Source organism: Nitrosospira sp. Nsp13 (genome assembly GCF_900101945.1).
In the GTDB taxonomy this organism is placed as follows: domain Bacteria; phylum Pseudomonadota; class Gammaproteobacteria; order Burkholderiales; family Nitrosomonadaceae; genus Nitrosospira; species Nitrosospira multiformis_D.
Window position 1 is genome coordinate 1 of record NZ_FMVD01000008.1, and the last position, 26,256, is coordinate 26,256.

The 26,256-nt window shown below is 52.7% G+C and carries 23 protein-coding genes and 1 other RNA gene; 10 read left to right on the forward strand and 14 right to left on the reverse strand.

The window, feature by feature from the left end; genetic code table 11:
* Window positions 1-104: 104 nt before the first annotated feature.
* From BLO43_RS10370 to BLO43_RS10380, 3 genes are all read right to left on the reverse strand, one after another.
* Complete coding sequence (locus tag BLO43_RS10370; protein ID WP_074631799.1) at window positions 105-311, reverse strand: FecR/PupR family sigma factor regulator; 207 nt, start codon at window positions 309-311, stop codon at window positions 105-107.
* Window positions 312-439: 128 nt separating this feature from the next.
* On the reverse strand, window positions 440-952 hold the full coding sequence (locus BLO43_RS10375; RefSeq protein ID WP_074631798.1) for an RNA polymerase factor sigma-70: 513 nt from the start codon (window positions 950-952) through the stop codon (window positions 440-442).
* Window positions 953-1,303: 351 nt separating this feature from the next.
* A complete protein-coding gene (locus tag BLO43_RS10380; protein ID WP_090907021.1) occupies window positions 1,304-3,121 on the reverse strand; it encodes a CbiX/SirB N-terminal domain-containing protein in 1,818 nt (605 codons plus the stop codon).
* 603 nt (window positions 3,122-3,724) lie between these two features.
* Between BLO43_RS10380 and BLO43_RS10390 the strand changes: the two genes are divergently transcribed.
* The 6 genes from BLO43_RS10390 (at window position 3,725) to BLO43_RS10415 (ending at window position 12,313) form a co-directional block, all read left to right on the forward strand.
* On the forward strand, window positions 3,725-5,101 hold the full coding sequence (locus tag BLO43_RS10390) for an efflux transporter outer membrane subunit (protein ID WP_090907023.1): 1,377 nt from the start codon (window positions 3,725-3,727) through the stop codon (window positions 5,099-5,101).
* Window positions 5,102-5,246: 145 nt separating this feature from the next.
* Window positions 5,247-6,479: an efflux RND transporter periplasmic adaptor subunit gene (locus tag BLO43_RS10395; RefSeq protein ID WP_090907115.1), complete on the forward strand. Its 1,233-nt coding sequence runs from the start codon at window positions 5,247-5,249 to the stop codon at window positions 6,477-6,479.
* 67 nt (window positions 6,480-6,546) lie between these two features.
* Window positions 6,547-9,693, forward strand: a complete 3,147-nt coding sequence (locus BLO43_RS10400) for an efflux RND transporter permease subunit (protein ID WP_090907024.1) — start codon at window positions 6,547-6,549, stop codon at window positions 9,691-9,693.
* 237 nt (window positions 9,694-9,930) lie between these two features.
* Complete coding sequence (proB, locus tag BLO43_RS10405; protein ID WP_090907025.1) at window positions 9,931-11,049, forward strand: glutamate 5-kinase; 1,119 nt, start codon at window positions 9,931-9,933, stop codon at window positions 11,047-11,049.
* A gap of 30 nt (window positions 11,050-11,079) precedes the next feature.
* Complete coding sequence (locus BLO43_RS10410; protein WP_090907026.1) at window positions 11,080-11,412, forward strand: protein tyrosine phosphatase family protein; 333 nt, start codon at window positions 11,080-11,082, stop codon at window positions 11,410-11,412.
* A 151-nt stretch (window positions 11,413-11,563) separates the two neighbouring features.
* A complete protein-coding gene (locus BLO43_RS10415) occupies window positions 11,564-12,313 on the forward strand; it encodes an MBL fold metallo-hydrolase (protein ID WP_090907027.1) in 750 nt (249 codons plus the stop codon).
* Between the two features lie 41 nt (window positions 12,314-12,354).
* Here BLO43_RS10415 and BLO43_RS10420 read toward each other — a convergent pair whose 3' ends face one another.
* The 6 genes from BLO43_RS10420 to BLO43_RS10445 form a co-directional block, all read right to left on the reverse strand.
* Entirely contained in the window at window positions 12,355-12,876 is a 522-nt protein-coding gene (locus tag BLO43_RS10420) for a CNP1-like family protein (RefSeq protein WP_090907028.1), read from the reverse strand.
* Window position 12,877: 1 nt separating this feature from the next.
* The gene (locus tag BLO43_RS10425; RefSeq protein WP_090907029.1) at window positions 12,878-13,468 is read right to left on the reverse strand and encodes a DUF3501 family protein; all 591 of its coding nucleotides are present in this window, start codon (window positions 13,466-13,468) and stop codon (window positions 12,878-12,880) included.
* Window positions 13,469-13,555: 87 nt separating this feature from the next.
* Complete coding sequence (locus BLO43_RS10430) at window positions 13,556-14,884, reverse strand: heterodisulfide reductase-related iron-sulfur binding cluster (protein ID WP_090907030.1); 1,329 nt, start codon at window positions 14,882-14,884, stop codon at window positions 13,556-13,558.
* A gap of 100 nt (window positions 14,885-14,984) precedes the next feature.
* Window positions 14,985-15,404, reverse strand: coding sequence for a rubrerythrin family protein (locus tag BLO43_RS10435; RefSeq protein ID WP_074631788.1), 420 nt, complete (start codon window positions 15,402-15,404; stop codon window positions 14,985-14,987).
* A 260-nt stretch (window positions 15,405-15,664) separates the two neighbouring features.
* Window positions 15,665-16,615 (reverse strand): D-2-hydroxyacid dehydrogenase, encoded by a 951-nt coding sequence (locus BLO43_RS10440; RefSeq protein WP_090907031.1) that lies wholly within the window; start codon window positions 16,613-16,615, stop codon window positions 15,665-15,667.
* Window positions 16,616-16,718: 103 nt separating this feature from the next.
* Window positions 16,719-17,618: a DMT family transporter gene (locus tag BLO43_RS10445; RefSeq protein WP_090907032.1), complete on the reverse strand. Its 900-nt coding sequence runs from the start codon at window positions 17,616-17,618 to the stop codon at window positions 16,719-16,721.
* A gap of 88 nt (window positions 17,619-17,706) precedes the next feature.
* Between BLO43_RS10445 and dapC the strand changes: the two genes are divergently transcribed.
* From dapC to prmB, 4 genes are all read left to right on the forward strand, one after another.
* Complete coding sequence (gene dapC / locus BLO43_RS10450; protein ID WP_090907116.1) at window positions 17,707-18,900, forward strand: succinyldiaminopimelate transaminase; 1,194 nt, start codon at window positions 17,707-17,709, stop codon at window positions 18,898-18,900.
* A gap of 63 nt (window positions 18,901-18,963) precedes the next feature.
* Complete coding sequence (dapD, locus tag BLO43_RS10455; RefSeq protein WP_074631785.1) at window positions 18,964-19,785, forward strand: 2,3,4,5-tetrahydropyridine-2,6-dicarboxylate N-succinyltransferase; 822 nt, start codon at window positions 18,964-18,966, stop codon at window positions 19,783-19,785.
* A 29-nt stretch (window positions 19,786-19,814) separates the two neighbouring features.
* Window positions 19,815-20,948, forward strand: a complete 1,134-nt coding sequence (gene dapE / locus BLO43_RS10460) for a succinyl-diaminopimelate desuccinylase (RefSeq protein ID WP_090907033.1) — start codon at window positions 19,815-19,817, stop codon at window positions 20,946-20,948.
* Window positions 20,949-21,197: 249 nt separating this feature from the next.
* Window positions 21,198-22,094, forward strand: coding sequence for a 50S ribosomal protein L3 N(5)-glutamine methyltransferase (prmB, locus tag BLO43_RS10465; RefSeq protein ID WP_090907034.1), 897 nt, complete (start codon window positions 21,198-21,200; stop codon window positions 22,092-22,094).
* A 130-nt stretch (window positions 22,095-22,224) separates the two neighbouring features.
* On the opposite strand, the gene rluB is transcribed toward prmB, so the two are convergent.
* The 5 genes from rluB to ffs all read right to left on the reverse strand — a co-directional run bounded on the left by rluB (window position 22,225) and on the right by ffs (window position 26,133).
* Window positions 22,225-22,977, reverse strand: coding sequence for a 23S rRNA pseudouridine(2605) synthase RluB (gene rluB / locus BLO43_RS10470; protein WP_254773434.1), 753 nt, complete (start codon window positions 22,975-22,977; stop codon window positions 22,225-22,227).
* A gap of 146 nt (window positions 22,978-23,123) precedes the next feature.
* Window positions 23,124-23,720: a recombination mediator RecR gene (recR, locus tag BLO43_RS10475; RefSeq protein WP_074631781.1), complete on the reverse strand. Its 597-nt coding sequence runs from the start codon at window positions 23,718-23,720 to the stop codon at window positions 23,124-23,126.
* A gap of 110 nt (window positions 23,721-23,830) precedes the next feature.
* Window positions 23,831-24,154 (reverse strand): YbaB/EbfC family nucleoid-associated protein, encoded by a 324-nt coding sequence (locus BLO43_RS10480; RefSeq protein WP_175443936.1) that lies wholly within the window; start codon window positions 24,152-24,154, stop codon window positions 23,831-23,833.
* Window positions 24,155-24,170: 16 nt separating this feature from the next.
* Window positions 24,171-25,886 (reverse strand): DNA polymerase III subunit gamma/tau, encoded by a 1,716-nt coding sequence (gene dnaX / locus BLO43_RS10485; RefSeq protein ID WP_090907035.1) that lies wholly within the window; start codon window positions 25,884-25,886, stop codon window positions 24,171-24,173.
* A gap of 148 nt (window positions 25,887-26,034) precedes the next feature.
* Window positions 26,035-26,133: signal recognition particle sRNA small type (gene ffs / locus BLO43_RS10490), an RNA gene on the reverse strand.
* Window positions 26,134-26,256: the final 123 nt, after the last annotated feature.

The following is a 26,256-nucleotide window of genomic DNA, read 5'->3' on the forward strand; positions in this document are numbered from 1 at the left end:
ATTGGCCGGCTTAGGCCTGGTGGGTGCGATGGCCCGTCGCAGGAAAGCTTTTATCGAACGTTAAGTTCGAATAGGCAAAAGGGGGCTTCGGCCCCTGATCCTGTTTATTCAGGTTCATCAGAGCGTGGAACCAGACCCGTCAACCGCCACACATGGGAAGCTTCCTCATAAGCCGCGCGATTGACAGGATCCTTTTCCAGCCAGGCAATCAATTCATCCTCAGCAACACTGTCCAATGGCGACTCATGTTTGCGTATGATCCACTCGACTGCGGTTTGCCAGACAATATCGTCATGGCGCGAATTTGCCATAAGGTTCACCTTGTGACCAGATCGATCTATATAGATGCCTGGAATCTTCCTGGTTTAGTCTAAATTGACTATTAACCATGCAAGGTGATTGTAACTGACATTGAGAATTTATCGACGGAGAAATGAGATCAGATGGATCGAAGCGCGGCCCGGCAATGATCCATTGCATCATGGATCAGGATATTCACCAGAGAAGTTGAGATATCCAGCTTGGAAGCAATTGCGCAGTGCGTATGCCCGTCGAGGCGATGGAGTTCAAAAACCTGTCTCGTCCGTTCAGGGAGCTCCGATAAAGCGTGTGCAATCAGCGTCAGATGCTGCCGGCTGATCGCAGTCGCCTCTGGCGCTCCTATCAGGGCAGGAACGTGCAGCCCTTCTTCCTCGCTTTCAAAAAGCCCCGTCTCAAACGCAGTCCGCCGATGACGATCGATCGCGAGATTTCGCACCATTTGAAGCAGATATGCTAATGGTTGTTTGATATTTAGTATGTCCGCCGCTTCGGTTGCCTTGATATAAGCATCCTGCACAATGTCCTCTGCTCGCTCGGGATTGCGCACGATATTCAATGCAACCCGCCGCAGTTGCGCCAGATGAGCGACAAAAACCGTACTTAAATCAGCAGACTGCTGGTCCGGAAGCATTTAACACCCCCTGTTTCACTTATAAACAATAACGAGAATTGTTCTTATTATCATACAAGGAAAAGGTTTTTACAATAGAAGTAAATTGCAATGATGCTCATTGCGGCATATAGTTCGCATAAGATACTGATTACAATATATGTATTTAATATCGGATGGAGGGAAGAAAGGAAGCATGGGGTTGACTGCCGGGTTCCCATTCTCCTTTTTATCCACCGCATTATCGCAAAATGATTCTCATTTTATAATGACTTGATCTACAGGCCTGGGAAGCCATGTAGGGAAGCGAATGCAGGCTGACTCAACCCGGCCTGCCCGCCCCTGTTTTCCAATGCCTGTTTCCAGCGGCACTTACCACCATAACCATTTTTCCGGATAGGGAGAATGACTCTTCGCCTCCACCGTGGTCATACCGGTACGGCGAATATCAGCGAATCGTGCCAGCCCCACCCTGACTTGCTCATCTACCCATTGAACAAACATCGGATGCGGTGCAAAGCCGCTACCCAGATCATATTCAAGCCCGGAAAGAAATTTATCTTCAGGGCCTTGCCCGGTGGTTCGCGCGGGGATGACGATCGCTTTTCCCCCTTCCGTTTTTGCGTCCTCAACCATTGCACGTATTTTGTCCACCCACGGTGCGCGCTTGTCGGGCCAGTCTTCGCGCCAGGTGGCCACCCGGATTGCATGGAACTCCTTTCCACCACCCTTGCGCATCTGCTCCGCCATATCTTCCAGCGCCTGGGTCCACAGCTCGTTCTGGTGGTCGCTGCCGGAACCGTGCGCGATCAGAATTACCGTGTCGCGAGCGGGATTTTTGGAGAGTGCGCGTGCCCGTTCAAGCAGCGCGGCGGCAAACAAGGGGCTGGCACCCAGGCCGCCCACCGTCTGAATTGGCAGGCTGGTGCGAATACGAGGTGCCGGAACGGAGGGGGCTGCCCCATGTCCATGACTATGACCATACCCGGCATGGACATCTGCGGTGTCCTGCGCCACGCCTTCGATATCCAGTCCGATCATACGTTCAACAGGCTTGCGGAAACTGCTTTCCATGGCAAATACGCGCACGATTACCGCCGCTTTTGCGCCGCGCTGCTCCAGCTTGCGGAGCGCGCGTTCAATAGTCGGCTGATCCGCCATGGAGAATACGAACTCGATTTTATACTGCTTCATCAACGGCTGGACCGCCTCGCGCATGGTCTCGTTCCAATTGAAGTCGGAGCCATGGGACAGGATGACAACACCGACATCTTCCCTGGCAAGCGGTTGACTTTGATTGGCTTCACGTTGCAGCCAGGTGACCAAATTTATGGTAGCCGAGTTGGCATCCGCGCGAACTTCCGAACCACCATCGGCCAGAAATTTAGTGCCGGGAGGCAATAGTTGCTGAAGTCTCGCATCGAACGACATCATGCTGTCGAGCTTGGGACCGAGATGAAACGGTATCACAACAGTCTTGCGGCCGCCATCACCATCCCCATTCACGGCGTCAGTCAGCTCCCGCGTTAATTTTTCGGTGCGCGCCACTGCATCATCATCTTTTTTCTTTTTATCATGCCCGATCAATATATTGATGGATGCAAAGCCGAACCCGGCAGCGGCTTTCTCAGCAATACGCTTCCAGTCCGCCTGCATCTTCCGCTCGCTGTCGCTATCGACCGCCCCATAACCGACAACGATCAGATTCGTATCCGCCGGTTGCGGGATGGTACGGAATTTATCCGCCAAATCCTCAACCGCAAAGTAACTCTCGCCATAAGGACGCGTGTAGGAAACGGGTACATCGAGCTTCTCGCGTTCCAGCAATTGATGGACGAGCTCATAGCGCGGCGCCGCCGCGGAAATGAACAGGGGAATTACCACGATGCGCTCAGCCCCTTTCTTCAGCAGCCTATCCAGGCTGTTCCTGAGGTATTTCCCGGTACGCTCATCGGTGACAAAAATCAACGAGGCATTGCGTGTCTTTGCAAATAACTGGAACTCATCGATAATTTCTTCATTGCCGATAAAGCCGCGATCCTCTGCCACAACCAGGAAGCCTGTCTGCCTGTCCCTTCTGCTCAGCGCCTCATCCGCAAAACCAGGCCTGATCGATGCCGCTACCAACAATGCCGTCAAGGTAATCCAGTAAAAACGTTTAAACCTTGACATATATTCTTGCGTGTTCATGGATCTCCTTATTGATAATCCGCGTACATAATACTCGCAGGATTGACGAAAAAATAGAACGCCGGATCAAGTGCCATGCGGGTGACATAATAGACGAATAAATAAACGGATCCCGACTGCACGCCATAGGAAGAAGCATTGATGGCTTGATGTTCAATTGCCTGCCGTTCCGGTAATCCTGAAATAGAAATTCGACTATCCTTCATGCGCGCGCGCGATTGTGGTATTCAACGTAATCCCGCACAGCTGCGCCTGAGAAGCGATCCAGAACCATTTAGCTCCCCTCACAAATACTAACGAGAATTGTTCTTATTATCATACATGAGATAATGCTATATAATAATTGTTTGTTCCACTTAGCTGATACCGACCCTTATCAAAAAATTTGTATTTACAGGGTTATCTTTTGCTCCCCCCATAAATAGGAACAGAATCCCACGATTGCTGCATGGAACAGCTACATCTACGGTGCCAGAAAAATCAGACAAAATTTGTTGTAAGACGATAGCAGATTCGTCTATATATTTTTGTCACGGCAATTTAGCCGCTATAGGCTTCCCTGGACTCCTGCTACCAATTGGCCTCTCAATCTGGCGAAAACACATGCCAAAGATCCTTGGGCTAACCATTCTCTCAATTTTCCTGCTAAGTATTGGCGGTTGCAAAACAGCGCCGGAGCGGCGTACCGATGATGCTGGAGCTAAAATACCAGCCCACTGGAGCGGGGCCGGTGAATCCGGCCAACCGGCGCCGGAACATTGGGTGGAAACGTTTGGCGACCCTGATTTGAGCGCGCTGGTGCATAGCGCGCTGGCTGACAACTATGACCTGAAAGCGGCAGCCACCCGGGTAAACGCGGCCATAGCCCAAGCGCGAATCGATGGCTCTTTACTCTGGCCTCAAGTATTTTTTAATCCAGATCACCAGCGAGCACAAATTCGCGAGCAAGGATTTGGGTCGGCAAAATTCAGTGTATTCGAAGCCATATTCAGTCTGAACTGGGAGCTGGATGTATGGGGCCGCATTCGCGACTTCAGGCAGGCAGCGATTCGGGACGCCGATGCGATCGCAGCTGACCTGCATGGTGCACGGTTATCCCTGGCAGCACGAATTGCGCAAAGCTATTTCGACCTGGCCGAGGCCAGGCTTCAGTCCGAGGTAGCCGAGCAATCGGTCAGAGATCGCCGTACAATTGTCCAGCTGGTACGTGGACGCTTTGCACGTGGCATAACGAATGCCCTGGACTTGCGCCTTGCGCTCACCGACCTCGCCACCGCTGAGTCGGAACTTACTGGAGCTCGCAATCAGATCCAGATAGTCATCCGCCGGTTGGAAGTGCTGCTTGGACGTTATCCCGCAGGACGCCTGACTGAAGCTTCCACCCTTCCGGAACCTCCGCCCGGCCTTCCTTCCGGATTGCCTTCCGAATTGCTCGAGCGGCGGCCCGATCTCATTGCTGCTTTCAATCGCCTGCTGGCTGCCGACTCCCGCGTGGAAAGCTCGAAAAAACTATTGCTACCGAGAATTGTCCTAACTGCGGCAGGAGGCACGCGCAGTACAGCCCTAACCGATCTGGTTGATCCTCGCTCCCTTGCCTGGAATGTGGTGATCGGAATGCTGCAGCCACTATTCACCGGCGGACGTATTCGTGGAGAGATCCATCTGAACGAGGCACGCGCGGAGGAAGCTGTCAATCTATACAAGAGCACGGCACTCAATGCTTTTCGCGAAGTAGAACAGGTGCTGGCCACGGATGAGTGGTTGCGTGAACAAGAAAAAGCGCTACGGCATGCCGTCGAGCAAACGGAAGCGAGCCGAAAATTGGCTATCTATTCGTATCAGCTTGGCATTATTGAAATTCTGACGCTGCTGGATAGCTATCGCAGCACATTGAATGCACAAAGCGCTCATCTCTCTGTCAAACGCCAGTTACTCACCAATCGAATCAACCTTTATCTGGCATTGGGAGGTGGCGTTTGAAAATCAAGGAACCTCTGAGTAAGGTTCCGGAATGGTTGACTCCTTTTACCGGTAGCCTGACGTCGCGGCATACCCGGAAAGCACAATGGCCTGGAAGCCTGGAAACGCGTTCCAAGAAAGACTTGTCCAGAGGGTCACTATAAGCATGCTGAAAAATTCAAAACGTAAAGGCATGCTGAAAATTATCGCTCCCATCCTTGTTGTACTCGCTGGCATCAGTATTTCCTGGGCGATTGTCGTCCATCGGCCACCATTAAAATCGCAAATATCGGAAAGCGAAGTACCGCTGGTGCAGGTAATCCAGGTCGAACCGCAGACCGTCAAACTGAACATTCGCTCCCAGGGTGTCGTCGTGCCCCGCACGGAGATCGATCTGGTGCCAGAGGTAGCCGGTCAGATAATCCGGCTCCATCCCAGCCTTGTCGCGGGAGGATTCTTCGAAGCCGGCGATATACTGGTCACCATAGATCCGCGTGATTACGACTATGCAATCGCCCAAGCACGTGCCCGGATTGCCGAAGCTGAACGGCAGGTGATGATGGAGGAAGCCCAGTCGGAGCAGGCGCGCAATGAGTGGCATTCCCTTGGTGAAGGACAGCCATCGGCCCTGACTCTGCGCGAACCGCAACTGGCGGAAGCCCGCGCCAAATTGAAAGCAGCGCAAGCCGATCTGACCAAGGCCCATTTACAACGTAGCCGATGCGAGTGGCGCGCACCATTTGCCGGAAGGGTGCGGGAGAAGCACATCGGTCTCGGGCAGTATGTTCAACTAGGCGAAAAACTCGCCCGGCTATATGCGATTGACGTCGTGCAGGTACGCCTGCCTTTGGCCACCGATCAGTTTGCTTATCTCGATGTGCTGCTGGATCACCGCAATAGCAAACAGGAAACAGGTCCTAAAGTAATTTTAAGTACAGAATTCGCAGGCGCCCTCCGGCATTGGGAAGGCCGCATCGTCCAAGCCGAAGGCGCCCTGGATGAAGAAACCGGCCTTCTCCACGCCGTGGCTGAGGTAAAAGATCCTTATGCCGTTAAATTGGACCAGCCGCCGCTTATGCCCGGATTGTTCGTGAAGGCTGAAATTGAGGGACGAGAACAAACCGATGTATTCATACTGCCGGCTGGCACAGTAAACGCCTCTCATGAAGCATTGCTGGTTGACGAAAAAGACCACCTGCACATTCGCCGCATGAACATATTGCGTAGTGAGCCTGATCGAGTCCTTGTCAAGGGAGGTCTGAATGCGGGAGATCGAGTAGTGATCTCCGGAATCCAGATTCCGGTGGAGGGTATGAAAGTCAGGACCGAGATCATAGCGCCCGGGCAGAAATCTGAAACACCCGTATTGGACACTTCCATGCCGGACGCAATACCGTGAAGTTTTGTTTTTTTCCTTCTGTCAGATGCTTTTCACTTTCAGTTAAGGAAGGAATCAAGTGAGGCCAATGCTCGGTGCTTCACTCCCCTCTGGCTTGATCGCGTGGTTTGCCGCCAATCCCATTGCCGCCAATTTGCTGATGCTGCTGATTCTCTTCGGTGGTGCTGGTAGTCTGCTTCTGATGGACAAGGAGGTATTCCCCCGGTTTATGCCTCATCAAATCGAAGTCCGAGCGATCTATCCCGGCGCGGGCCCCCTGGAACTCGAGGAATCGGTTTGTATACGCATCGAAGAAGCAATCTACAGTTTATCCGGAGTAAAACAGCTTAAGACGGCGATCATCGAAGGGGAGTGCCTCGTCAAGGTAATTGTCTTACCGAACTATGACAAGAATCAGGTAATGAATGCTGTGCAGGGACGGGTGCAAGCCATACAGCGCCTGCCGAAAGGACTGGAAAAAATTGAGGTGCTGCCGGGCAACCGCATCGGCGACGATGGCGTTATCTGGGTGGCGTTACACGGCCCTACGGACGCACTTACGCTCAAGCGCCTGAGCGACCGCATCCAGGGTGATCTGTCGCAGATACCCGGCGTAACCCGCGCACATAACTATTACGATCTGCCTTACGAGATCGCTATCGAGGTGTCTTCCGAGCGGCTGCGTCAGTTCCGCGTATCCCTGAATGAAGTAACCGAAACCATTCGGCGTGCTTCGGTGGACTTGCCCGGCGGCGTAATAAAAAATCCGATGGGCGAACTATTACTTCGGGTCAAAGGCAAAGCCCAGGATGACGTCTCGGTCGGGAATCTGGTGGTGCGAACCAATTCGGATGGCAGTCGCGTGCTGCTTCGCGACGTCGCGGTGATCAAGGACGGTCTGGAGGAGCGCCTGTCGGAGTGGCATCACAACGGAGAAACAGCGCAGGGCTGGGAGATCCATGCTGAAAAGGATAGCGTTGCGGTAGCGCGCCGGGTTAAAGCTTATGTGGCGGAAATGAAAACTCAGCTGCCGCAAGGGGTGGGACTGATTACCTGGTGGGATGACTCGCAAGCTTACGAGGAGCGAATCGGAACATTGCTTGAAGATGGCCTAACCGGCTTTGTTCTGGTTTGCCTGATACTCACTTTATTTCTCCAGCTTAAAGTGGCGATCTGGGCGGGTATCGGGATACTCACTTCGATTTTTGGCGCTTTCTGGTTGATGCCGGCGCTGGACGTATCACTTAATATGTTATCCCTGTTCGGCTTTCTTCTAGCCATGGGAATTCTGGTGGATGATGCCATTATCATAGGCGAATCCATATACGCCAAGCAGGAGGCTGCGGATGCCGCCGGTTCGCCAGGGTCCGGCACCGGACAGCCGCTCATGGCAGGAGCCATGAGGAATCTTGCCTATCTGGAAGCCGCCATATCCGGAGCCCGCGAGGTTTCACTGCCGGTTATCATCGCAGTCATGATCGTCCTTGTTGCCTTTCTGCCTGGTTTATTTTTGCCGGGCTGGGCGGGTCAGATGATGAAGCCAATTTGTGTGGTGATGATCCTGACTTTGGTGTTTTCACTCATTGAAGCGCTGCTGATTTTACCTTCCCATCTCGCAGTCCCCTCCAAACCGAATGCATCGTACACCCCTCTGCTGCGGGTACGGACCGCCCTGAATCAAGGTTTGCAGCGTTTTATCCATAGGGTTTATGGCCCATTGCTGAAAAAAGCCCTCGCCTGGCGATATCTTACTGTTGCTGCGTTTGCCGTGCTGATGATGCTGGCTACCGCATTGGTGGCGGGAGGTTATGTTCGGCTTTCTTTGCAAGCTGACGTTACGAAGGACAGCTTCTGGGTCACACTGAAATTGCCCAAAGATCTTCCCTATAGTGAAACCCGCCGGATTGCGGAAAAAGTGGAACGTGCGTTAATGGAAGTTCAAAGCGAACTGGACAAAGAAGCCAGAATTCGTGACCCTGATATGCAGGAAAGTGTGATTGTCGGCGTGGAAACAATCATCACGGAGCATGAGGCTGGTTTCTGGACCGAATTATCGCCCGCGGGACGAAAGCATATTGTTGTGGAGGATTTCATCCGCGAGTGGCGCAAACGCATTGGTGACATAGGCCGCGCCAAGATTGAATTCCTTTATAAGGAAGGTGATCTCCCCTATGATATTGAGTTTGATTTAGGGCATCCTGATCCCGCGACTCTTGCCGTGGCGGCTGCTCAATTCAAGCAAAAACTGGCTGGATATCCCGGCGTATACGATGTAGTGGATTCCGCCGAACCGGGTAAACCCGAAGTTCGCCTACGCTTGAAACCGGAGGCCGAGCACCTGGGGCTTCGGCTGGAAGACGTCGCGGAACAAATGCGGCATGCGTATCACGGTGATGAAGTGCATCGGCTCCAAAGAGGGCGCAACGAGGTCAAAGTAATAGTGCGTCTGCCTCGCAGCGAGAGAGAATCTTTACATGACATGCAAAGTCTTCCCATACGACTGCCAAATGGGGCACAAGCACCTTTGGGAACATTGGCGGAGATCGACGTGGTGGCCGGCCAGTCCTTGCTGATCCGCCAGGATCGACAGCGCATCCTGAAAATTCAAGCCCAGATCGATCCCGACGTGACAGACGTCAATGCCGTCCATAATGGCTTGGCGGCGGAAGAAATATTGCAATTAAAACAACAGTTCCCTGGACTGGATGTCAACATCGGTGAAGAGCGCCAGGAGCAGGAAGAAACCGCCCAAACCCTGCTATTCCTGACTGCGATTGCTTTGACGGTAATTTACGCCTTGATTGCAATTCCGTTCCAGTCTTATGTAAAGCCGCTCATCTTTTTGCTCGGTGCCCCCGTCGCCTGGAGTGGCGCGGTGTGGGCGCACTGGCTGCTTGGCTTCACGGTGTCCATGGAATCGCTGGTCGGCATGATAGCCGCAAGCGGCGTGGTGGTGAATGACAGTCTGGTCCTGCTGGACTATGTTCACAAGAGAGGGGATTCCGATGAGCCCACTGCAAACCTGATTCTCGAAGCCTGTACGGCGCGCTTTCGTCCGATTTTGCTGGCCTTCCTGACTAATTTCGTCGGTTTTCTTCCCATCCTGCTGGAAACCAGCGAACAGGCCCAGTTTCTGGTCCCGATGACGCTCTCTTTGACTGTCGGCCTGATGATTGGCATGACTGCCAGCCTCATACTGACACCGGTCTGTTATGCCATTGTAGAGAAATCCTGATTATCAGGCTGCCTGATCAGTTGGCGAAATCCGTGTTTCATGTCGTCAAGTAAGCAGCAATACGGCAGGCTGCTCGCTTGCAAGTCAGTGTGACTGGTGCGCTGACGCTATCTTTATAAAGCGCTTGGCAAAGATTATACTTGCGCTTACATCCAACTCCTCCAGCAGTTCTTATTGTCAGCTCAAATCTGTAAGGAATTAACTGTTCCTCGCAAAAAAAAACAGGCAAAACCAGGCATGCAATCCATTGTAAAACAGTCGCGGCGCATCGTTGTTAAAGTCGGCAGTAGCCTTGTCACCAATCAGGGGCAGGGGCTCGACCATGCCGCGCTCGCGCGCTGGGCGGAGCAGATCGCCAAGCTCAAAGAAATGGGCAAGGAAGTCGTGCTGGTTTCTTCCGGCGCGATCGCGGAAGGCATGCAGCGTCTGAACTGGAAGAAACGCCCTCACGCGCTGCACGAGTTGCAGGCCGCCGCCGCCGTCGGACAGATGGGTCTGGTACAGGCGTATGAATCCTGTTTCCGCAAGCACAATATACAGGCGGCTCAAGTGTTGCTCACGCATGAGGACTTGTCGGACCGCAAGCGATACTTGAATGCTCGCTCGACTCTGATTACGCTGCTAAGCCTGAACGTCATTCCTGTCATTAACGAAAATGACACCGTAGCGACCGACGAAATCCGTTTTGGTGATAACGATACACTTGCCGCATTGGTAACCAACCTGATCGAAGCTGACGTATTGGTGATTCTCACCGACCAGGGTGGGTTATTCACTGCCGACCCGCGTAAGGATGCGAAAGCCATACTGGTAGAGGAAGCTCGCGCCGGAGATCCGGCAATCGAAGCCATGGCGGGCGGAGCTGGCAGCGCCATAGGCCGCGGTGGCATGCTAACCAAAGTAATAGCCGCAAAACGTGCGGCGCGCAGCGGTGCCCACACCGTCATTGCATCCGGGCACGAAACCGGCGTCCTGCTTCTTCTCGCTGAAGGAAAAGCCATCGGCACGCAATTGCTGGCGGAAACCATGACATTGGCGGCGCGCAAGCAATGGCTCGCCGATCACCTGCAAATGCGCGGGAACGTCATACTGGACGAAGGAGCGGTAAAAGCACTCATGGGTAGCGGCAAAAGTCTTTTATCGATAGGTGTGACGGATGTTCATGGTGATTTCGAGCGTGGTGAGGTGGTGGGTTGTCTTGATCCGGCTGGCAGGGAAATCGCCCGTGGACTGGTTAATTATAACGCGACTGAAACACGGAGAATCCTGCGGCGGGCCAGTAACGAAATCGAATCCATCCTGGGATATGTGGGAGAACCGGAACTCATTCATAGGAACAATCTGGTTCTGCTATAGTATGAATCAATACCTTTCGAAGGATGCCCTATGAAATCGCTCACCAGACTTGACGCCAATTTCTCGACCAGCCCGCAAATCGACCTGGAGGACTTACCTGATATTAAAGCAGCGGGATTCAAAAGTATAATTTGTAACCGGCCCGATAGCGAGGATGGCGGTATTCATCCGGATCATAATCTTCTTGAAGAGACAGCGAAGAAATTGGGGCTGGAATTTGCCTACCTGCCGGTCGTGCCCGGTCAAATAAACGATATGAACGTTGCCACTTTCAAGACAGTGATCGCCAATTTGCCTGGTCCGACCATGGGCTATTGCCGGCTGGGGATTCGTTCAAAGATCCTCTACGAACGATCACGGTGATACGCTCTTCGATTCAGCCGAGTCTGTAATGCCACCATCCTAACTTCGGCGGTTGACCCTTCGCTTTTCAGTTTAACATCATGATCCAAAAGAACTATTTACTCTACTTGACCTTCTTTTTGATGAATTCGCTGCCGTTGCCGGATTTAGAATGATATTTCGGCAATTGTTCGAGCCTTTGTCCAGTACCTTCACATACCTGCTCGGCTGCGAAGAAACCGGGCAGGCCGTGTTGATTGATCCGGTGATTGTGTCCATGGATCGTGATCTGGCTGAACTCAGCCGCCTCGGACTGAGTTTAGCCTATAGCGTTGAAACGCATATTCACGCGGACCACATCACCGCCGCACTTGAACTGAAAAAGCAGGTAGGCAGCAAAATCGCCGGACCAGCTTTCGACCGGCTATCCTGCACAGATTTTGGTATTGAAGAAGGCAAATCATTGCAGGTAGGAGGCATTGCATTGCAACCGTTACATACGCCTGGGCATACCGACGGGCACTTTGCTTACCAATGCGGTGACAGGGTCTTTACCGGCGATGCCCTCCTGATTGAAGGGTGCGGGCGTACCGATTTCCAGAACGGCGATATGGACGCATTATATAAAAGCGTGAAGGAAAAGCTGTTTTCGTTACCGGATGACTGTCTGGTATATCCGGCCCATGACTATAACGACCGGCGGGTTTCCTCCATTGCGCAGGAAAAAAAACGCAACCCCCGGTTAGGAAATCACCGCACTTTGCAAGAGTTCAGGGAAATCATGGCAAGTCTCAAATTGCCATATCCGACGTTTATGGATTATGCCGTGCCGGGAAACCGGCAGTGCGGTGTCTGCCCCGATGATCTACCGGAGAATCTGCAAAAATACTGCCGGCATATGACGGATAGTCCCCAGGGATAGCGCACTTTTCGACCTTACTGGTTAATCCGCACGATAGGGACTCAGTAACGCACGGCGCGCGGGTGGATCCCGGCTTTCAACGCACTGATAGCCTCCTCCGCATCTTTCACCATATGGATTCCGAGGGGGCAGAAGTAATACCGGTAGAGTGCCCGCTGGGCGTAATTCTGGGCAATATTTTCCAGGTCAGCCCATTTAGACAGCCTTGCCCGGCTCCAGGTATTATCGCTGCGGCCGTAAGCATAAGTTCTTTTCTCTGCAGTCTGGCAGCGTATTCCCTCATAACTCACGTTCATCGCCCCTGAGGGCGATTTGACCACAAGGCTATAGCGCACTACGCTATCCTCTCCTACCGCAATGGAGGAGGCATCGACGTAATGAAGGTTGTTACTGGCCGGACCAGCATCAAATTGCAGCATGTTTTCCGGCTGGGGATAGGCCGGCAATTGTGTCTGGAGTTCAATCCAGGGCTTTTCATGATCAAATTCATACTCGAATTTATTTTGCTGGGCATCAGCCGCAATCGGCAGAAAGCATAGCAACGTCAGGAGTTTTTTCATCATGTTAATCTGCGGTCAAATCATTGATTAAAGCGTCGCGCACCGTTCCTGTTACCAGTTTAGCCGGAACCTCATACGCGGGATGGTCGATGCCCATGCTCAAAGGGGCACCTTGGCGCAATGCCTTGATCATCCCGTTACCCAGCTCAAAACGCAAAAAATGCACCGAGGAGGTTTTTTCCGCATTTTCCCGCTCGAGATCCTCATCGGCAATGGCGTAAACCGGGTCGTGGTCATGTACCCTTACCCATACTCTATCCTCGATACCTGTCAATTCCGCCAGTCTGGCAGCGCGCTCGACCGGATCTGGATATTCAATCATCATGGTAGCTTTCCAGTTGCCGCCGTCAGGAACCAGGGGGCCATACGCATCCAATTCGTCGAGTATGCCCTCTTCCTCAAAAATCTTCTCTACCCGCAACATCTCCTGGATCTGATACCGTATGGTCAACTCATCCTCGAAAATGAGCGTCACGTTTTCGCCCAGATAAACTTTGCGGTTTTTTTTGTGCGCCATCACCCTGGCGCGGAATTCCTGCCGCGCTTTGGCATAGGCTTCCAGTGTCATCAGGCTATCGCGGGTAATTTGAGGCATGATTGATAGATAGTTCCGAATTGGCGTAACAAGAATGGTTATGGATAAATATGCCGCCTGGAGTTGAGCCGTTCAGTCATGACCTGTTCAGAGTCCGTAAGCGATCCGTATCAGCGTCAATGGGTGCTGCTTCTGCGCCCTATTCTCACCCATACCCTGCTGAATATGGCGCCCGGCGATGGCACAGTCGGAACTAATGTAATCGGGGCCGGGTGCGGCCATCTGCTTGAACACCGGCTTGCCGATCTTCATGGAATCGGCGAAGTGCTCGCTTTTGACTCCCCACGTGCCATCATGACCGGAGCAACGCTCCACCACGCTCACCTTGGTTCCGGGAATCATTTGCAGCATGTCCTTCGTCTTCTGCCCGACATTCTGCACCCGTAAATGGCAGGGAATATGGTAGGAAACATTCCCCAATGGTTGCTTGAAATCGGTTTTCAGCAGACCGTCCCGATTACGCAGCATCAGGTACTCGAACGGATCGAACATGGCTGCCGCTACTGCTTGTACGTCGTCATCCTCGGGAAACATGAGCGGCAATTCCTGCTTGTACATCAGTGTGCACGAAGGCACGGCTGCGAGTATCGCATAACCTTCCTTCGCCAGTTTTACCAGGTGGGGAATATTCACTTTTTTGAGCTCATTCACCGCATCCAGATCACCCAGTTCCAGCTTTGGCATGCCGCAACAAACCTCTTTTTCCACCAGACATGCCGGAATCTCATTGTGCTCGAGTATTTTCAATAAATCGTGTCCAATGCCGGGTTCATTGTAATTCACGTAGCAGGTAGCATAAATTGCCACCTTTCCTGATGTCCTGGCACCATTTCGAACTTCATGAGAGGAATTTACCTTGGCATTCTTACGAAATTTGTGGCTGTCGTAATCGGGCAGTACCCGTTCGGCGTGAATACCCAGCATGCTATCCATCAACTTGCGGGCGGCAGGCGTCTTGTTAACGGCGTTTACCGTCTGGGCCACTACCGGAATGCTGGCCAGCTTACCCATGAGATCAGTACTGGAAAGCAATTTATCACGGAAACCGGTTTCCCCCTTTTTATACTTGACCGCTTTGGCTCGCAGCATCAGGTGCGGAAAATCAATATTCCATGGATGAGGAGGCACATAGGGACACTTCGTCATGAAACACATATCGCAAAGATAACAGCGATCCACCACTTCCCAGAGGTTCTGTTTTTCCACCCCATCCAGTTCGCCGGTAGCCCCGTCATCGATAAGATCGAACAGTCGTGGAAAAGCCGTGCATAGATTGACGCAACGGCGGCAGCCATGACAGATGTCGAAGACGCGCTCCATCTCCTGAAATAGCTTCGGCTCATCATAAAAATCCGAATTTACCCAGTCGAGCGGATGCCGCTTCGGAGGCTCCAGACTGCCTTCACGAGTGGTCATGGCAAAATGGAAATAGATAAAAGAATTAAAGAAATTGCAGAATAAAGCGGACCGACCGGATCGATTGCTATCCGGTCTATCCGTTTTTTATAACGCTTACCTAATCGGCCAGATTATCCAGAGCTTTCTGAAAGCGGTTGGCGTGAGAGCGTTCAGCCTTGGCCAACGTCTCGAACCAATCGCCGATTTCATCAAAGCCCTCATCCCGCGCGGATTTGGCCATACCCGGATACATGTCGGTGTATTCATGGGTTTCGCCGGCGATGGCCGTTTTCAGATTGTCACGCGACGGGCCGAAAGGCAGACCGGTAGCCGGATCTCCACAGGTTTCCAGATATTCCAGATGACCATGAGCATGACCGGTTTCTCCTTCAGCGGTGGAACGGAATACTGCCGCCACATCATTCTGACCTTCCACGTCCGCTTTGGCCGCAAAATAGAGATAACGGCGATTGGCCTGAGATTCCCCGGCAAAAGCTGCTTTCAGATTCTCTTCAGTTTTTGATCCTTTAAGTTCCATGACGCTCTCCTCTTATATAACATAGTGACAATCAAATTGATCAAGGATTCCAGCCTGCTTGAACGGGTATATCGGATGAGCTCCAGCTGCCCTCGCCCTAATGTCAGGCTAACCAAACTGTAGGAGACTATCGGAGGGTCCTTAGCTTGTCAACTGCACTTACTGGACGCTTATTGGATAAATACCCGGTACATGGACAGTGTTTAGAACGGCTGAAGCAGATGGGCTTCATCCCTGAATCACCGGACCAGACCCATCGCTCAAGTGACCAGGTTCTGCGGCCTGCCAGCCACCCAGGCTTCAATATTATCGATCAACTGATCGGCAAGAGACTGCATGGCTTCATCTGAAGCCCATGCTACATGCGGCGTCAGAATGAAGTTGGGACGACGCAGATCGAGTAACGGATTGCCATTCTTTGGCGGCTCGACAGTCAGCACGTCAAAACCCGCCCCGGCGATCAGACCTTTATCCAGCGCCTGAACTAGCGCTGCCTCATCAACCAGTCCACCGCGCGCGGTATTGATCAGCAGTGCACTGCGCTTCATCTTGCTCAGTTCATTGATACCAATAAGATCTCGCGTTGCAGAGGTCAACGGACAGTGCAGCGAGAGTACGTCCGACTCCGCAAGCACCTGGTCGAGTGGCGTGAGCACCACCTCTTTTTTCTTGGGTGAAGGATGATAGGCAAACAATACATGCATGCCGAAGCCACGCGCGATGGCGGCCGTACCCTGTCCAATGGCACCCTCACCAACGATACCCATGGTGGAACCGGACAACTCGGCGATATGGTGCGTGAATAGGCAGAACTGTTTCGATTTCTGCCAGGCGCCCTGCTCAATCTCCTGCCGGTACGCCAGTAAATTCCTGCGTAACGCCAGCACCAGCGCGAACACGTGCTCCGGAACAGTATGAATCGCATAATTGCGAATATTCGCCACCGCGATGCCGCGACTGCGGCAAGCTGCGATATCGATGCCGTCATACCCGGTCGCCGTCACCGCGATCATTTTCAGCTTGGGCAATTCCGCAAGGGTTTCATCGCTCAGCTGTACTTTATTGATCATTGCCACTGTCGCATGACGCAGACGCGGCACGATCTGATCAAATGCTGTGTGGGCGTATTCTTCGTAAGTATGCTCGAAACTCGGCCGTCGTACCTGCGCCTTGATCGAATCGCGCTCCAGAAAAACTACGTGGTGACCCATATTCATCCCCCTCGTTGGGATTTGCAGGTGCCACAATGGCAATGGCGGCAATGACGACAATGGCGCCGATGCCGCCAAAGACAGCTATAAGAAAGAGACAACGCTACTCCCGATTCATCCTTGCGGAAAACAGACTGGCCGAGACAATCAGCGCACCACCCATCCAGCTCTTGAGCGTCATGGCCTCATCAGTCAGAAAATACGCCGCAACCGCCGCGACCACCAATTCGAATAGCATAATGATGATAGCCCGATTCGCGGGAACATGCGTAACACCATATTGCACAACCACACTCAGTACAAACACTATGATTCCCAATCCGAATAGTAGTAGATACGAATCCATGGAAATACTGCTCAGAGCGGATAAGTCAGGCAAGAACAGGCTGTAAATGAATCCTGTCAGGGTGACGCCCATCCACACTGCCACGGATTTCGATTGAACATTGTGATACTGGTCTTTACGGCTCAGTACATTCAAGAGCGCAAACATGAAACCGGCTGACAACCCCATCCAGTCGCCGTAGGATGAGGGCAGCAAGGAACCACTTTCTGGTTCCCACAGCATGGTTATCGCGCCGGCTAGCGAAACGATGATCACCAGATACCCATGCAGACTTAATTTCTCTTTCAGCAAAAGGCGCGAAAACACGATGGTCCAAAGCGGAGCGAGATAAAATAACAACAGTACCCGCATGACTTCGCCATGGATCACGCCGAGCACATAAGCGAGATTGGTCCAGCCCGCAAATAGCGCGATTCCCAACAACAGATAGGGTTCACCGCCGGCAATATGCGACATTCGCAAATCTTTCCGGAACGACACCAATCCCAGCAGCAAGGCAATAAAATACGTAATCGCCGTTGCGATTGAACCACTTATCTCGGCTTGTTCCAGTACTCGGTAGGGATACCAGAGCAGCCCCCAGATAATAGCGCCACCGAGTAGCGCTGTTACCGGTAAAAGGTTTTGTTTGTTTTGATTATTTTGCTTGGTCAGCAAGCCATCAGCCCTTTATAATTCTGCTCCGATCAAGAGATTCCATCCTGAAAATGACTGCCTACGGTCGCAGGTTGCCTCCTTTATAAAATTGAATCCCAACCTCAACCGCCTGCAACCCTACCCCTTCCAGAAGCTTCACAAGCTGTTCGAGGGAATCACGCCCAGCCGGGCGTTCGCGCCCATTAGCCTGCATATCGGCGAGCCCAAACATGCAACGCCTGATTTCATCCACCAGGCCCTGACGGATAACCTCTCTGGTCTGGCGCATTATCCCACAACGCTTGGAACCAGATCGCTGCGTGCGAGTATTGCCGCCTGGCTAATGCGGCGTTACCGCTTGCCTGCGATAAATTCAGAAACAGAGATCATTCCCGTTAACGGCAGCCGCGAAGCGCTGTTTTCCGTTGCCCAGTCGGTGGTTGATTCATCTCTTTCAAACGCGGCGGTAGTATGCCCAAATCCGTTTTACCAGATATATGAAGGCGCCGCTTTGCTGGCCGGTGCCACACCCTATTTCTTGAACACGTTGCCGGAGAATGATTTCGCGCTTGACTATGCACAATTACCGGATGATATCTGGTCCCGCACGCAACTGGCATACGTCTGCTCACCCGGCAATCCCACCGGCAGAGTGATGTCGATGGATGAGTGGCGGCGATTATTCGAGCTTTCCGACCGGCATGGATTCATCATCGCCGCGGACGAGTGCTACTCCGAAATCTATTTCGATGAAGCCGTGCCCCCGCTCGGCGCCCTGGAAGCCGCCCATCATCTCGGCCGTAGCGGCTTTCCACGGCTGCTGGTATTCAGCAGCTTGTCGAAACGGTCCAATGTGCCGGGTATGCGCTCAGGTTTTGTAGCGGGAGATGCGGCGGTGCTGGAAAAATTTCTGCTCTATCGCACTTACCATGGCAGCGCGATGAACCCCGTGGTACAGGCAGCGAGTGAGGCGGCCTGGAATGACGAATCCCATGTGATCGAGAACCGCCGCTTGTATCAGGAGAAATTCACAGCGGTCACCGAATTGCTGGCGGGTACCATGCAAATATCCAAACCGGACGCGGCATTTTATCTGTGGGTAAAAACACCGGTTAGCGATGTCGAGTTCACCCGCAAGCTATATCAAGATTATAATGTAACGGTATTACCGGGCAGTTATCTGGCACGGCACGCGCATGGGATTAACCCTGGTAAAAATTTCGTGCGTATTGCCCTGGTCGCACCGCTGACGGAATGTATCGAAGCGGCCAGCCGGATAAAAATGCTGATGTCTTGTTTATAGCGTGCACCGAAAAATTCCAATTCAAAAACGTCTTAGATATCTCAGGAAAAATAAAGGAAAACCATGGATCAGCTCCAAAGCACCATAGAAGAAGCGTTCGAACGCCGTGCCGAGATTACACCGCGCAATGTCGAAGCCAAACTCAAGGAATCCGTTGCTCAAGTACTGGAAATGCTCGACAGCGGCAAGCTGCGGGTTGCGGAAAAAATCAACGGTGAATGGAATACGCATCAATGGATCAAGAAAGCGGTGCTGCTTTCCTTTCGCATCGAAGACAATAGCTTTATCAAGGGCGGTTTCTCCAATTATTTCGATAAGGTGCCCTCCAAATTCGCGGATTACAGCTCCAAGGATTTCCGTAATGGCGGTTTCCGTGTGGTGCCGCCCGCCGCTGTACGCAAGGGATCTTTTATCGCCAGCAACGTTGTGCTGATGCCATCCTATGTCAACATCGGTGCCTACGTGGATGAAGGCACCATGGTTGATACCTGGGCCACGGTGGGCTCCTGCGCCCAGATCGGCAAGAATGTGCATCTGTCCGGCGGCGTGGGCATAGGCGGCGTGCTTGAGCCGGTGCAGGCCAACCCGACCATCATCGAGGATAACTGCTTCATCGGCGCACGTTCAGAAGTTGTCGAGGGCGTGATCGTGGGAGAAAATTCGGTCATCTCGATGGGTGTTTATATTGGCCAGAGCACCAAGATTTATAACCGGGAAACCGGTGAAACAAGCTATGGCCGCATTCCGCCGGGGTCGGTGGTGGTGTCAGGCAATCTGCCCTCCGCGGATGGAAAGTACAGCCTTTACTGCGCGATCATTGTTAAGCAAGTAGATGCCAAAACCCGCGCAAAAACCGGCATCAATGAACTGTTGCGCGGGATTTAACCATTACTCGATTTCCAGGAAAATATCCCATGCAAAATGATACGCTGGCTCTTGCACAGACATTGATCGCCTGTCGTTCACTGACACCCTTCGATGAAGGATGTCAGGAAATTCTGATCAATCGCCTGGAAAAAATCGGTTTCAATATCGAGAGAGTACGCTGCGGCGAAGTGGATAATTTATGGGCACGGCGCGGGACGAGCGCACCGCTGCTGTGTTTTGCCGGCCACACCGATGTGGTGCCAACCGGCCCTGTCGATAAATGGGACAGCGATCCATTCAAGCCGGAAATCCGTGATGGCAGGCTGTATGGCCGAGGTGCGGCCGACATGAAAGGATCGCTGGCGGCGTTCGTGACCGCAATCGAGGCGTTTGTCGCAGCGCACCCTGACCATGGCGGCTCGATTGCGCTGCTCATCACATCGGACGAAGAGGGCGTCGCCATAGACGGCACCGTCAGGGTGGTTGAAGCACTCAAGGCGCGCAATGAGCTGATCGATTATTGCATCGTCGGCGAACCCACGTGTGTCAACGATCTGGGCGATACCATCAAGAATGGCAGGCGCGGCTCGTTGTCGGGAACATTGACCGTAAAAGGCATACAAGGCCATATCGCTTATCCGCATCTGGCAAAGAATCCCATCCACCTCGCCGCCCCTGCCATTGCCGAGCTGACGCAAACCCGGTGGGATGAAGGCAACGAATACTTTCCGCCCACCACCTGGCAGATTTCCAATATCAATGGCGGCACCGGCGCCACCAACGTGATTCCTGGCGAGGTCACCATGCTGTTCAATTTTCGTTTCTCCACCGCCAGCACGGTTGAATCGCTAAAAGCCAGAGTGCACGAAATCCTCAACCGGCAGGATTTCGATTACGACCTGCGATGGGAGTTTTCCGGCAAACCCTATCTCACGCCCAGGGGCAGCCTGGTGGACGCGATCAGCAATGCGATCCGAACCGTTGTGGGAATCGAGCCGGAACTTTCCACTTCCGGGGGCACCTCCGATGGGCGGTTCATCGCCGATATTTGCCCGCAGGTAGTAGAAATCGGGCCGCGTAATGCCACCATTCACAAGCTCAATGAATATGTGGAAGTAAAAGATCTGGAACAGTTGCCGGAAATCTACCGGTTGACGCTGGAGCATTTGTTGCTGAAATAATAGAAATCTCTGAATAAATCTCCATAGAGTGCTCTGTTGATAATTTATTCGGAGGTTCCTAATTGCTGGCGAGAAAATACCATGAATTTGTCATTCCGGGCTTAATCGGGAATCCAGCCCACACCAACAATCGCGTGCCTTGCATGCCACTGGACACTGGCTTCCGTCAGTATGACGCTTATACTATTTGCTCGCTGGATCAATAAGCAGGCACCTGAGTCGTAGCAATCTGAAAGTGAAGGTGTCCCTATGTATATTGAAGCCAAGACCCAGCTCCAAACGCTACGCGATCTGCTGCGCTTCGCCGTAAGCCGCTTTAACGAGGCCGGTCTCTATTTCGGCCATGGTTCAGCCTCGGCGTACGATGAGGCTGCCTATCTCATTCTCCACACACTCCATCTTCCGCTCGACCGGCTGGAGCCGTTTCTGGAAGCGCGTCTCACCACGACGGAACTGGAACAGGCACTGCATATAATCGAGCGACGCGCGGTAGAAAAAATTCCTGCCGCTTATCTCACCCATGAAGCCTGGCTGGGAGATTTCAGCTTTTACGTGGATGAACGCGTAATCGTACCGCGTTCCTTTATTGCCGAGTTGCTGCACGAGCAGCTCGCGCCATGGATAGAAAACCCCGATGAAATCCATGCCGCGCTGGATCTCTGCACCGGATCGGGATGCCTTGCAGTGTTGCTGGCACATGCTTTTGGAAATGCCGCCATAGACGCCACGGATATTTCACGTGAGGCGCTGGATGTCGCACAGAAGAACGTAACGGATTACAACCTGGAGCATCGCGTCAACCTTATGCAATCCGACTTGTTTGCAGGTCTGCGCGGACGCCGCTACGATCTCATTATCAGCAATCCGCCTTATGTCAGTGCTGAATCAATGTCGGCGCTTCCCAAAGAGTATCGGCATGAACCACGTACTGCCCTGGCAAGCGGCGAAGACGGTCTGGAGGCAGCCCGTGCAATACTGCGCGAAGCAGCCGACTATTTAACTGAGCAGGGCGTGCTGGTTGTCGAAATTGGTCATAACCGGGAGGCGTTGGAACAGGAATTCTGCCAGACCCCCTTCACCTGGCTTGAAACCAGCGCAGGTGACGAGTTTGTTTTCCTGCTGAAACGCGATCAGCTTCCCCAATAGCAAACAATACAGGCGTCATACCTTCCGAAGGAAGTATCCGGCAGTGTGCGAAGTACGTCATTATTGGTCTGGACCGGATTCCGGACCAAGTCCGGAATGACGAGATTTATGGTACTTACTTGCTGAATAATTAGGGCACCAGCGCCAACAAACGCCTTGTCTCGGTCTCATCCAGCTCCATCCATTTTCCACGTTTCAGGCGCGGCGGCAAATTAATCGGGCCAAAGCGTACCCGCATCAAACGGCTCACCGTCATTCCCACCGTTTCAAACATGCGGCGCACTTCACGGTTCCTGCCTTCCTTCAATATCACCCGGTACCAGTGATTGGACCCCTCGCCGCCCTGATCCGACAAGTGATCGAATTTCGCCAGGCCATCTTCCAGTTCAATGCCCGTCGTCAACAGTGTCGCCACTTCCGGAGTCAGGCGCCCCATGATTCTTACCGCATATTCACGCTCGACTTCGAACCGGGGATGCATCAGCCGGTTAGCCAATTCTCCGTCGGTCGTAAAAATCAGTAGCCCGCTGGTATTGTAGTCAAGCCTGCCGATGGATATCCATTTAGACGATCGTAATTGCGGCAGCTTGTCGAATACTGACGGCCGGCCCTCGGGATCATCATGACTGACAATCTCGCCCTCCGGTTTATGGTAAAGCACAACCCTGGGCAGGCGGTCATCGGATTTGAAGTGAATGGTGCGCTTCCCTACCCGCACGATATCGTCCGGCCCCGCCCGGTCACCGATTCCCGCCACTTTTCCATTAATAGTTGCCCCGCCGGCAGCAATCAGTTCCTCCATCTCGCGCCGCGATCCCAACCCCGCCTGCGCCAGCAGCTTATGGAGTTTGTGCGTAACCGGCGCGGATACCGATGTGGACATAGAACTGGCGTCAGCGCTACCGGATGGAGAATCCTTTTTCTTTATCGGCCTGATCGGCCTCGCTTTCATCTATAGCTCACCTTTAAAACCATGCAGAACTTCTTCCTGCTTCAAAAAAAGAACTAAGCACATGCTCACGCCCACCGTTAAATTTCTCTGCGCTCGATCACAGCCTGTGCCAATGTGCCGCTATCCACGTGCTCCAGCTCTCCACCCACCGGCAATCCGCGCGCGATCCGGGTAACCTTTACCCCTTTGCCGTGCAGGAGCTCGCCGATATAGTGAGCGGTCGCCTCGCCTTCCACGGTAAAATTGGTGGCGAGTACAATTTCCCGCACCAGCCCATCCTGAGCCCGCTTCAGCAACCGGTCAAGATGAATTTCCCTGGGACCAATGCCATCCAAAGGTGAAAGTCTGCCCATCAGCACGAAATACATCCCCTTATAACAGTGTGCCTGCTCCATCATCAGCAGATCGGCCGGCATTTCCACCACGCATAACAATGTGGCATCGCGCCGTTCGGAACGGCACAACTCGCATACGATTTCTTCAGTAAAGTTGTTGCATTTCTCGCAATGCCTGATATGTTCCAGCGCATAGGCAAGCGAATTGGCAAGCCGCTGTGCGCCGGCATGATCCCGCTGCAACAGGTGATAAGCCATGCGTTGCGCCGACCTGGGACCCACGCCGGGCAGGCAACGTAACGATTCGATCAGATCTTCCAGACTGGTTGGCGTTTTCATTGTAAATAAAACGGGAGGGGGAGCATTGCAACACCAAAATGGCGGCTATTTTTTCACGAAACGGCACACCCATTCCAATATCCGGCCCATCGGATCTCGTCTTCCGCAAATTAAAACGGTAATTTCATCCCCGGCGGCAGAGCCATTCCGGAAGTCAAGCCAGCCATTTTTTCCTGTGTGGTGGATTCCACCCGCCGCACCGCATCGTTTACCGCGGCGGCGATCAGATCCTCGAGCATGTCCTTATCGTCGCCAATCAGGCTGTCGTCGATAGCCACGCGCTTGACGTCATAACGACAGGTCATCACCACCTTGACCATGCCGGCGCCGGATTGGCCTTCAACTTCGATCGAGGCCAATTTCTCCTGCATATTTTTCATGTTCTCCTGCATTTGCTGAGCCTGCTTCATAAAATTGCCCAAGCCACCTTTCATCATTTTTTTACCTCCGCTATTGAATGGGTTTGATCGAAGAAACGATCAGTTTTGCATCGAAATTTTCCACCAGCTCTCGCACAAACGGGTCTGTTTGGATGGCCGTGATAGCCTGCAACTGCTTCTGCTGTTTCTCACGATTTTCTAGCTCCGCGGGACTCTTTCCTGTGCTGATCCCAACTGAGAACTTCAGCCGGACGGGCTTACCTAAATGCTCCCTGACGGCTGTTTGCATCCTGTCCTGATAGGTCTTCTGAAGCAGATGCTTATGCGTCTCCGGTACACAAAACTCGATCTCGTTCGAGGAAACATTTTTGACCTCGCAATTCTGAGCCAGCTCTTTCGCTATGCCGCTCAACTTTAACTGGTTTGCTACCGCCGTCCAGTCACTGCCAAATAAACTCACGGTTGGTGCAGGTCTAACCGTTATGGTTTCGGTGGTTTCGGTGGTTTCGGTGGTTTCGGTTGTTTTTGCTTCTTTTACTGTTCCTGCCGTGCTAAACACTTCTATTGTTTTCCTCGTTTCCGATGTTTCTGATGTTTCTGATGTTTCCGCGGTTCCGGATGCTTCTGTAATCTTTGAAATTGAAGACACAGGCTGCTTTATCTCTTTATTATGTTTTGGTCCTGTAGCTTTCGGCATGCCCTCCGGTATGAACGCCAGCAGCCGCATCAATGTCATGGTGAAACCCGCATACTCATCCGGCGCCTGAGCCAGATCGGAGCGGCCATGTATGACAATTTGATAAAACAGCTGCACATCTTCCGGTGTGAACGTCTTCGCCAACGTGAAAATCCGCTCACGCTCCGGGGTATCTTCGCCGATAGCCACCGGCACAATTTGTGCCAGAGCAAGTCGGTGCAGTAACGTCGCTAGATCCTGCAAAGCCACATCGAACGACAAACTACGGGTTTCCATCGCATCCGCTACCGCCAGTATCTTGACGCCATCTTTCTGCGACAGGGCATCCAGCATGTCATAGAGATAGCCCTGATCGATAGCACCCAGCATGTCCCGTACCCCGGCTTCTTCGATTTTTCCCTCACCGAAGGCGATTGCTTGATCCAGGATACTCAAGGCATCGCGCATGCTGCCCTGCGCAGACCGCGCCAGCAGCTGTAACGACGTGGCGTCGCAGCTTATCTTTTCCTGTTCAAGCACATGCTTGAGGTGGGCGGCAATCAATGGTAACGGGATCTGTTTCAGGTTGAATTGCAGGCAGCGCGACAAAACGGTGACAGGAATCTTCTGCGGATCGGTCGTGGCGAGAACAAACTTGACATGTTCTGGCGGCTCTTCCAGGGTTTTCAGCATGGCATTGAAAGCCGACTTGGAGAGCATGTGTACTTCATCAATGATGTAAATCTTGTAGCGGGCACTGGTGGGAGCATAAAGCGCGTTTTCCAGCAATTCGCGCATCTTGTCCACTTGCGTATTGGAGGCGGCGTCCATCTCGATCAAATCGACGAAACGCCCATTGTCTATTTCAGTACAGGCGGAACAAATGCCGCAAGGCGTGGATGTAATCCCGGTCTGGCAATTAAGCGCCTTGGCCAGAATGCGTGCGATAGTGGTTTTGCCGATACCACGTGTGCCGGTAAACAGGTAGGCATGGTGCAGCCTTTTTTGTTCAAGCGCGTTAGTAAGCGCCCTGACCACATGATCTTGTCCGGTCAGCTCGGAAAAGCTCCTGGGGCGCCATTTGCGGGCAAGGACTTGAGTCGGCACGATAGCGGGAAAGTGATAACCGAGGGACGATAGAAAAGTTTATTGCAGACTGGCCGGGAACTTGAATTCGTTCCGCGGACAGCCTAAGGGTAGAGCGGAGCCGACATCGCAAATGCCGGCTCCGCTCTGACTACCTATCCAAATAAAAATGGGTGGCGAGCCTGACCCCCGGCACTTGCAGAAAATAGCTGTGGCTGCTTCCTTCCGGACCTGACCAGGTTCACTACTATGCAATGCGGGGAGGCCCGCCATAAAAAGTTAAAATAGTTTCAGCCAATAATAACCAGAAACTCACAATGAAACGTTATATCTATAATAATCAATTATCTATACTTGATAGAATTCAGGACTACCGCGATGATTTGCACTACCC

Bases quoted from the DNA above. Each gene is read 5' to 3' on its own strand.
- proB (WP_090907025.1), top strand. From the start codon at position 9,931: ATGCAATCCATTGTAAAACAGTCGCGGCGCATCGTTGTTAAAGTCGGC.
- BLO43_RS10400 (WP_090907024.1), top strand. From the start codon at position 6,547: ATGCTCGGTGCTTCACTCCCCTCTGGCTTGATCGCGTGGTTTGCCGCC.
- BLO43_RS10440 (WP_090907031.1), bottom strand. From the start codon at position 16,615: ATGGGTCACCACGTAGTTTTTCTGGAGCGCGATTCGATCAAGGCGCAG.
- BLO43_RS10410 (WP_090907026.1), top strand. From the start codon at position 11,080: ATGAAATCGCTCACCAGACTTGACGCCAATTTCTCGACCAGCCCGCAA.
- rluB (WP_254773434.1), bottom strand. From the start codon at position 22,977: ATGTCCACATCGGTATCCGCGCCGGTTACGCACAAACTCCATAAGCTG.
- BLO43_RS10425 (WP_090907029.1), bottom strand. From the start codon at position 13,468: ATGCCTCAAATTACCCGCGATAGCCTGATGACACTGGAAGCCTATGCC.
- BLO43_RS10435 (WP_074631788.1), bottom strand. From the start codon at position 15,404: ATGGAACTTAAAGGATCAAAAACTGAAGAGAATCTGAAAGCAGCTTTT.
- BLO43_RS10420 (WP_090907028.1), bottom strand. From the start codon at position 12,876: ATGATGAAAAAACTCCTGACGTTGCTATGCTTTCTGCCGATTGCGGCT.
- BLO43_RS10395 (WP_090907115.1), top strand. From the start codon at position 5,247: ATGCTGAAAAATTCAAAACGTAAAGGCATGCTGAAAATTATCGCTCCC.
- BLO43_RS10430 (WP_090907030.1), bottom strand. From the start codon at position 14,884: ATGACCACTCGTGAAGGCAGTCTGGAGCCTCCGAAGCGGCATCCGCTC.
- BLO43_RS10370 (WP_074631799.1), bottom strand. From the start codon at position 311: ATGGCAAATTCGCGCCATGACGATATTGTCTGGCAAACCGCAGTCGAG.
- prmB (WP_090907034.1), top strand. From the start codon at position 21,198: ATGTATATTGAAGCCAAGACCCAGCTCCAAACGCTACGCGATCTGCTG.
- BLO43_RS10375 (WP_074631798.1), bottom strand. From the start codon at position 952: ATGCTTCCGGACCAGCAGTCTGCTGATTTAAGTACGGTTTTTGTCGCT.
- BLO43_RS10415 (WP_090907027.1), top strand. From the start codon at position 11,564: ATGATATTTCGGCAATTGTTCGAGCCTTTGTCCAGTACCTTCACATAC.
- dapD (WP_074631785.1), top strand. From the start codon at position 18,964: ATGGATCAGCTCCAAAGCACCATAGAAGAAGCGTTCGAACGCCGTGCC.
- BLO43_RS10390 (WP_090907023.1), top strand. From the start codon at position 3,725: ATGCCAAAGATCCTTGGGCTAACCATTCTCTCAATTTTCCTGCTAAGT.
- BLO43_RS10380 (WP_090907021.1), bottom strand. From the start codon at position 3,121: ATGAACACGCAAGAATATATGTCAAGGTTTAAACGTTTTTACTGGATT.
- BLO43_RS10480 (WP_175443936.1), bottom strand. From the start codon at position 24,154: ATGAAAGGTGGCTTGGGCAATTTTATGAAGCAGGCTCAGCAAATGCAG.
- recR (WP_074631781.1), bottom strand. From the start codon at position 23,720: ATGAAAACGCCAACCAGTCTGGAAGATCTGATCGAATCGTTACGTTGC.
- dapE (WP_090907033.1), top strand. From the start codon at position 19,815: ATGCAAAATGATACGCTGGCTCTTGCACAGACATTGATCGCCTGTCGT.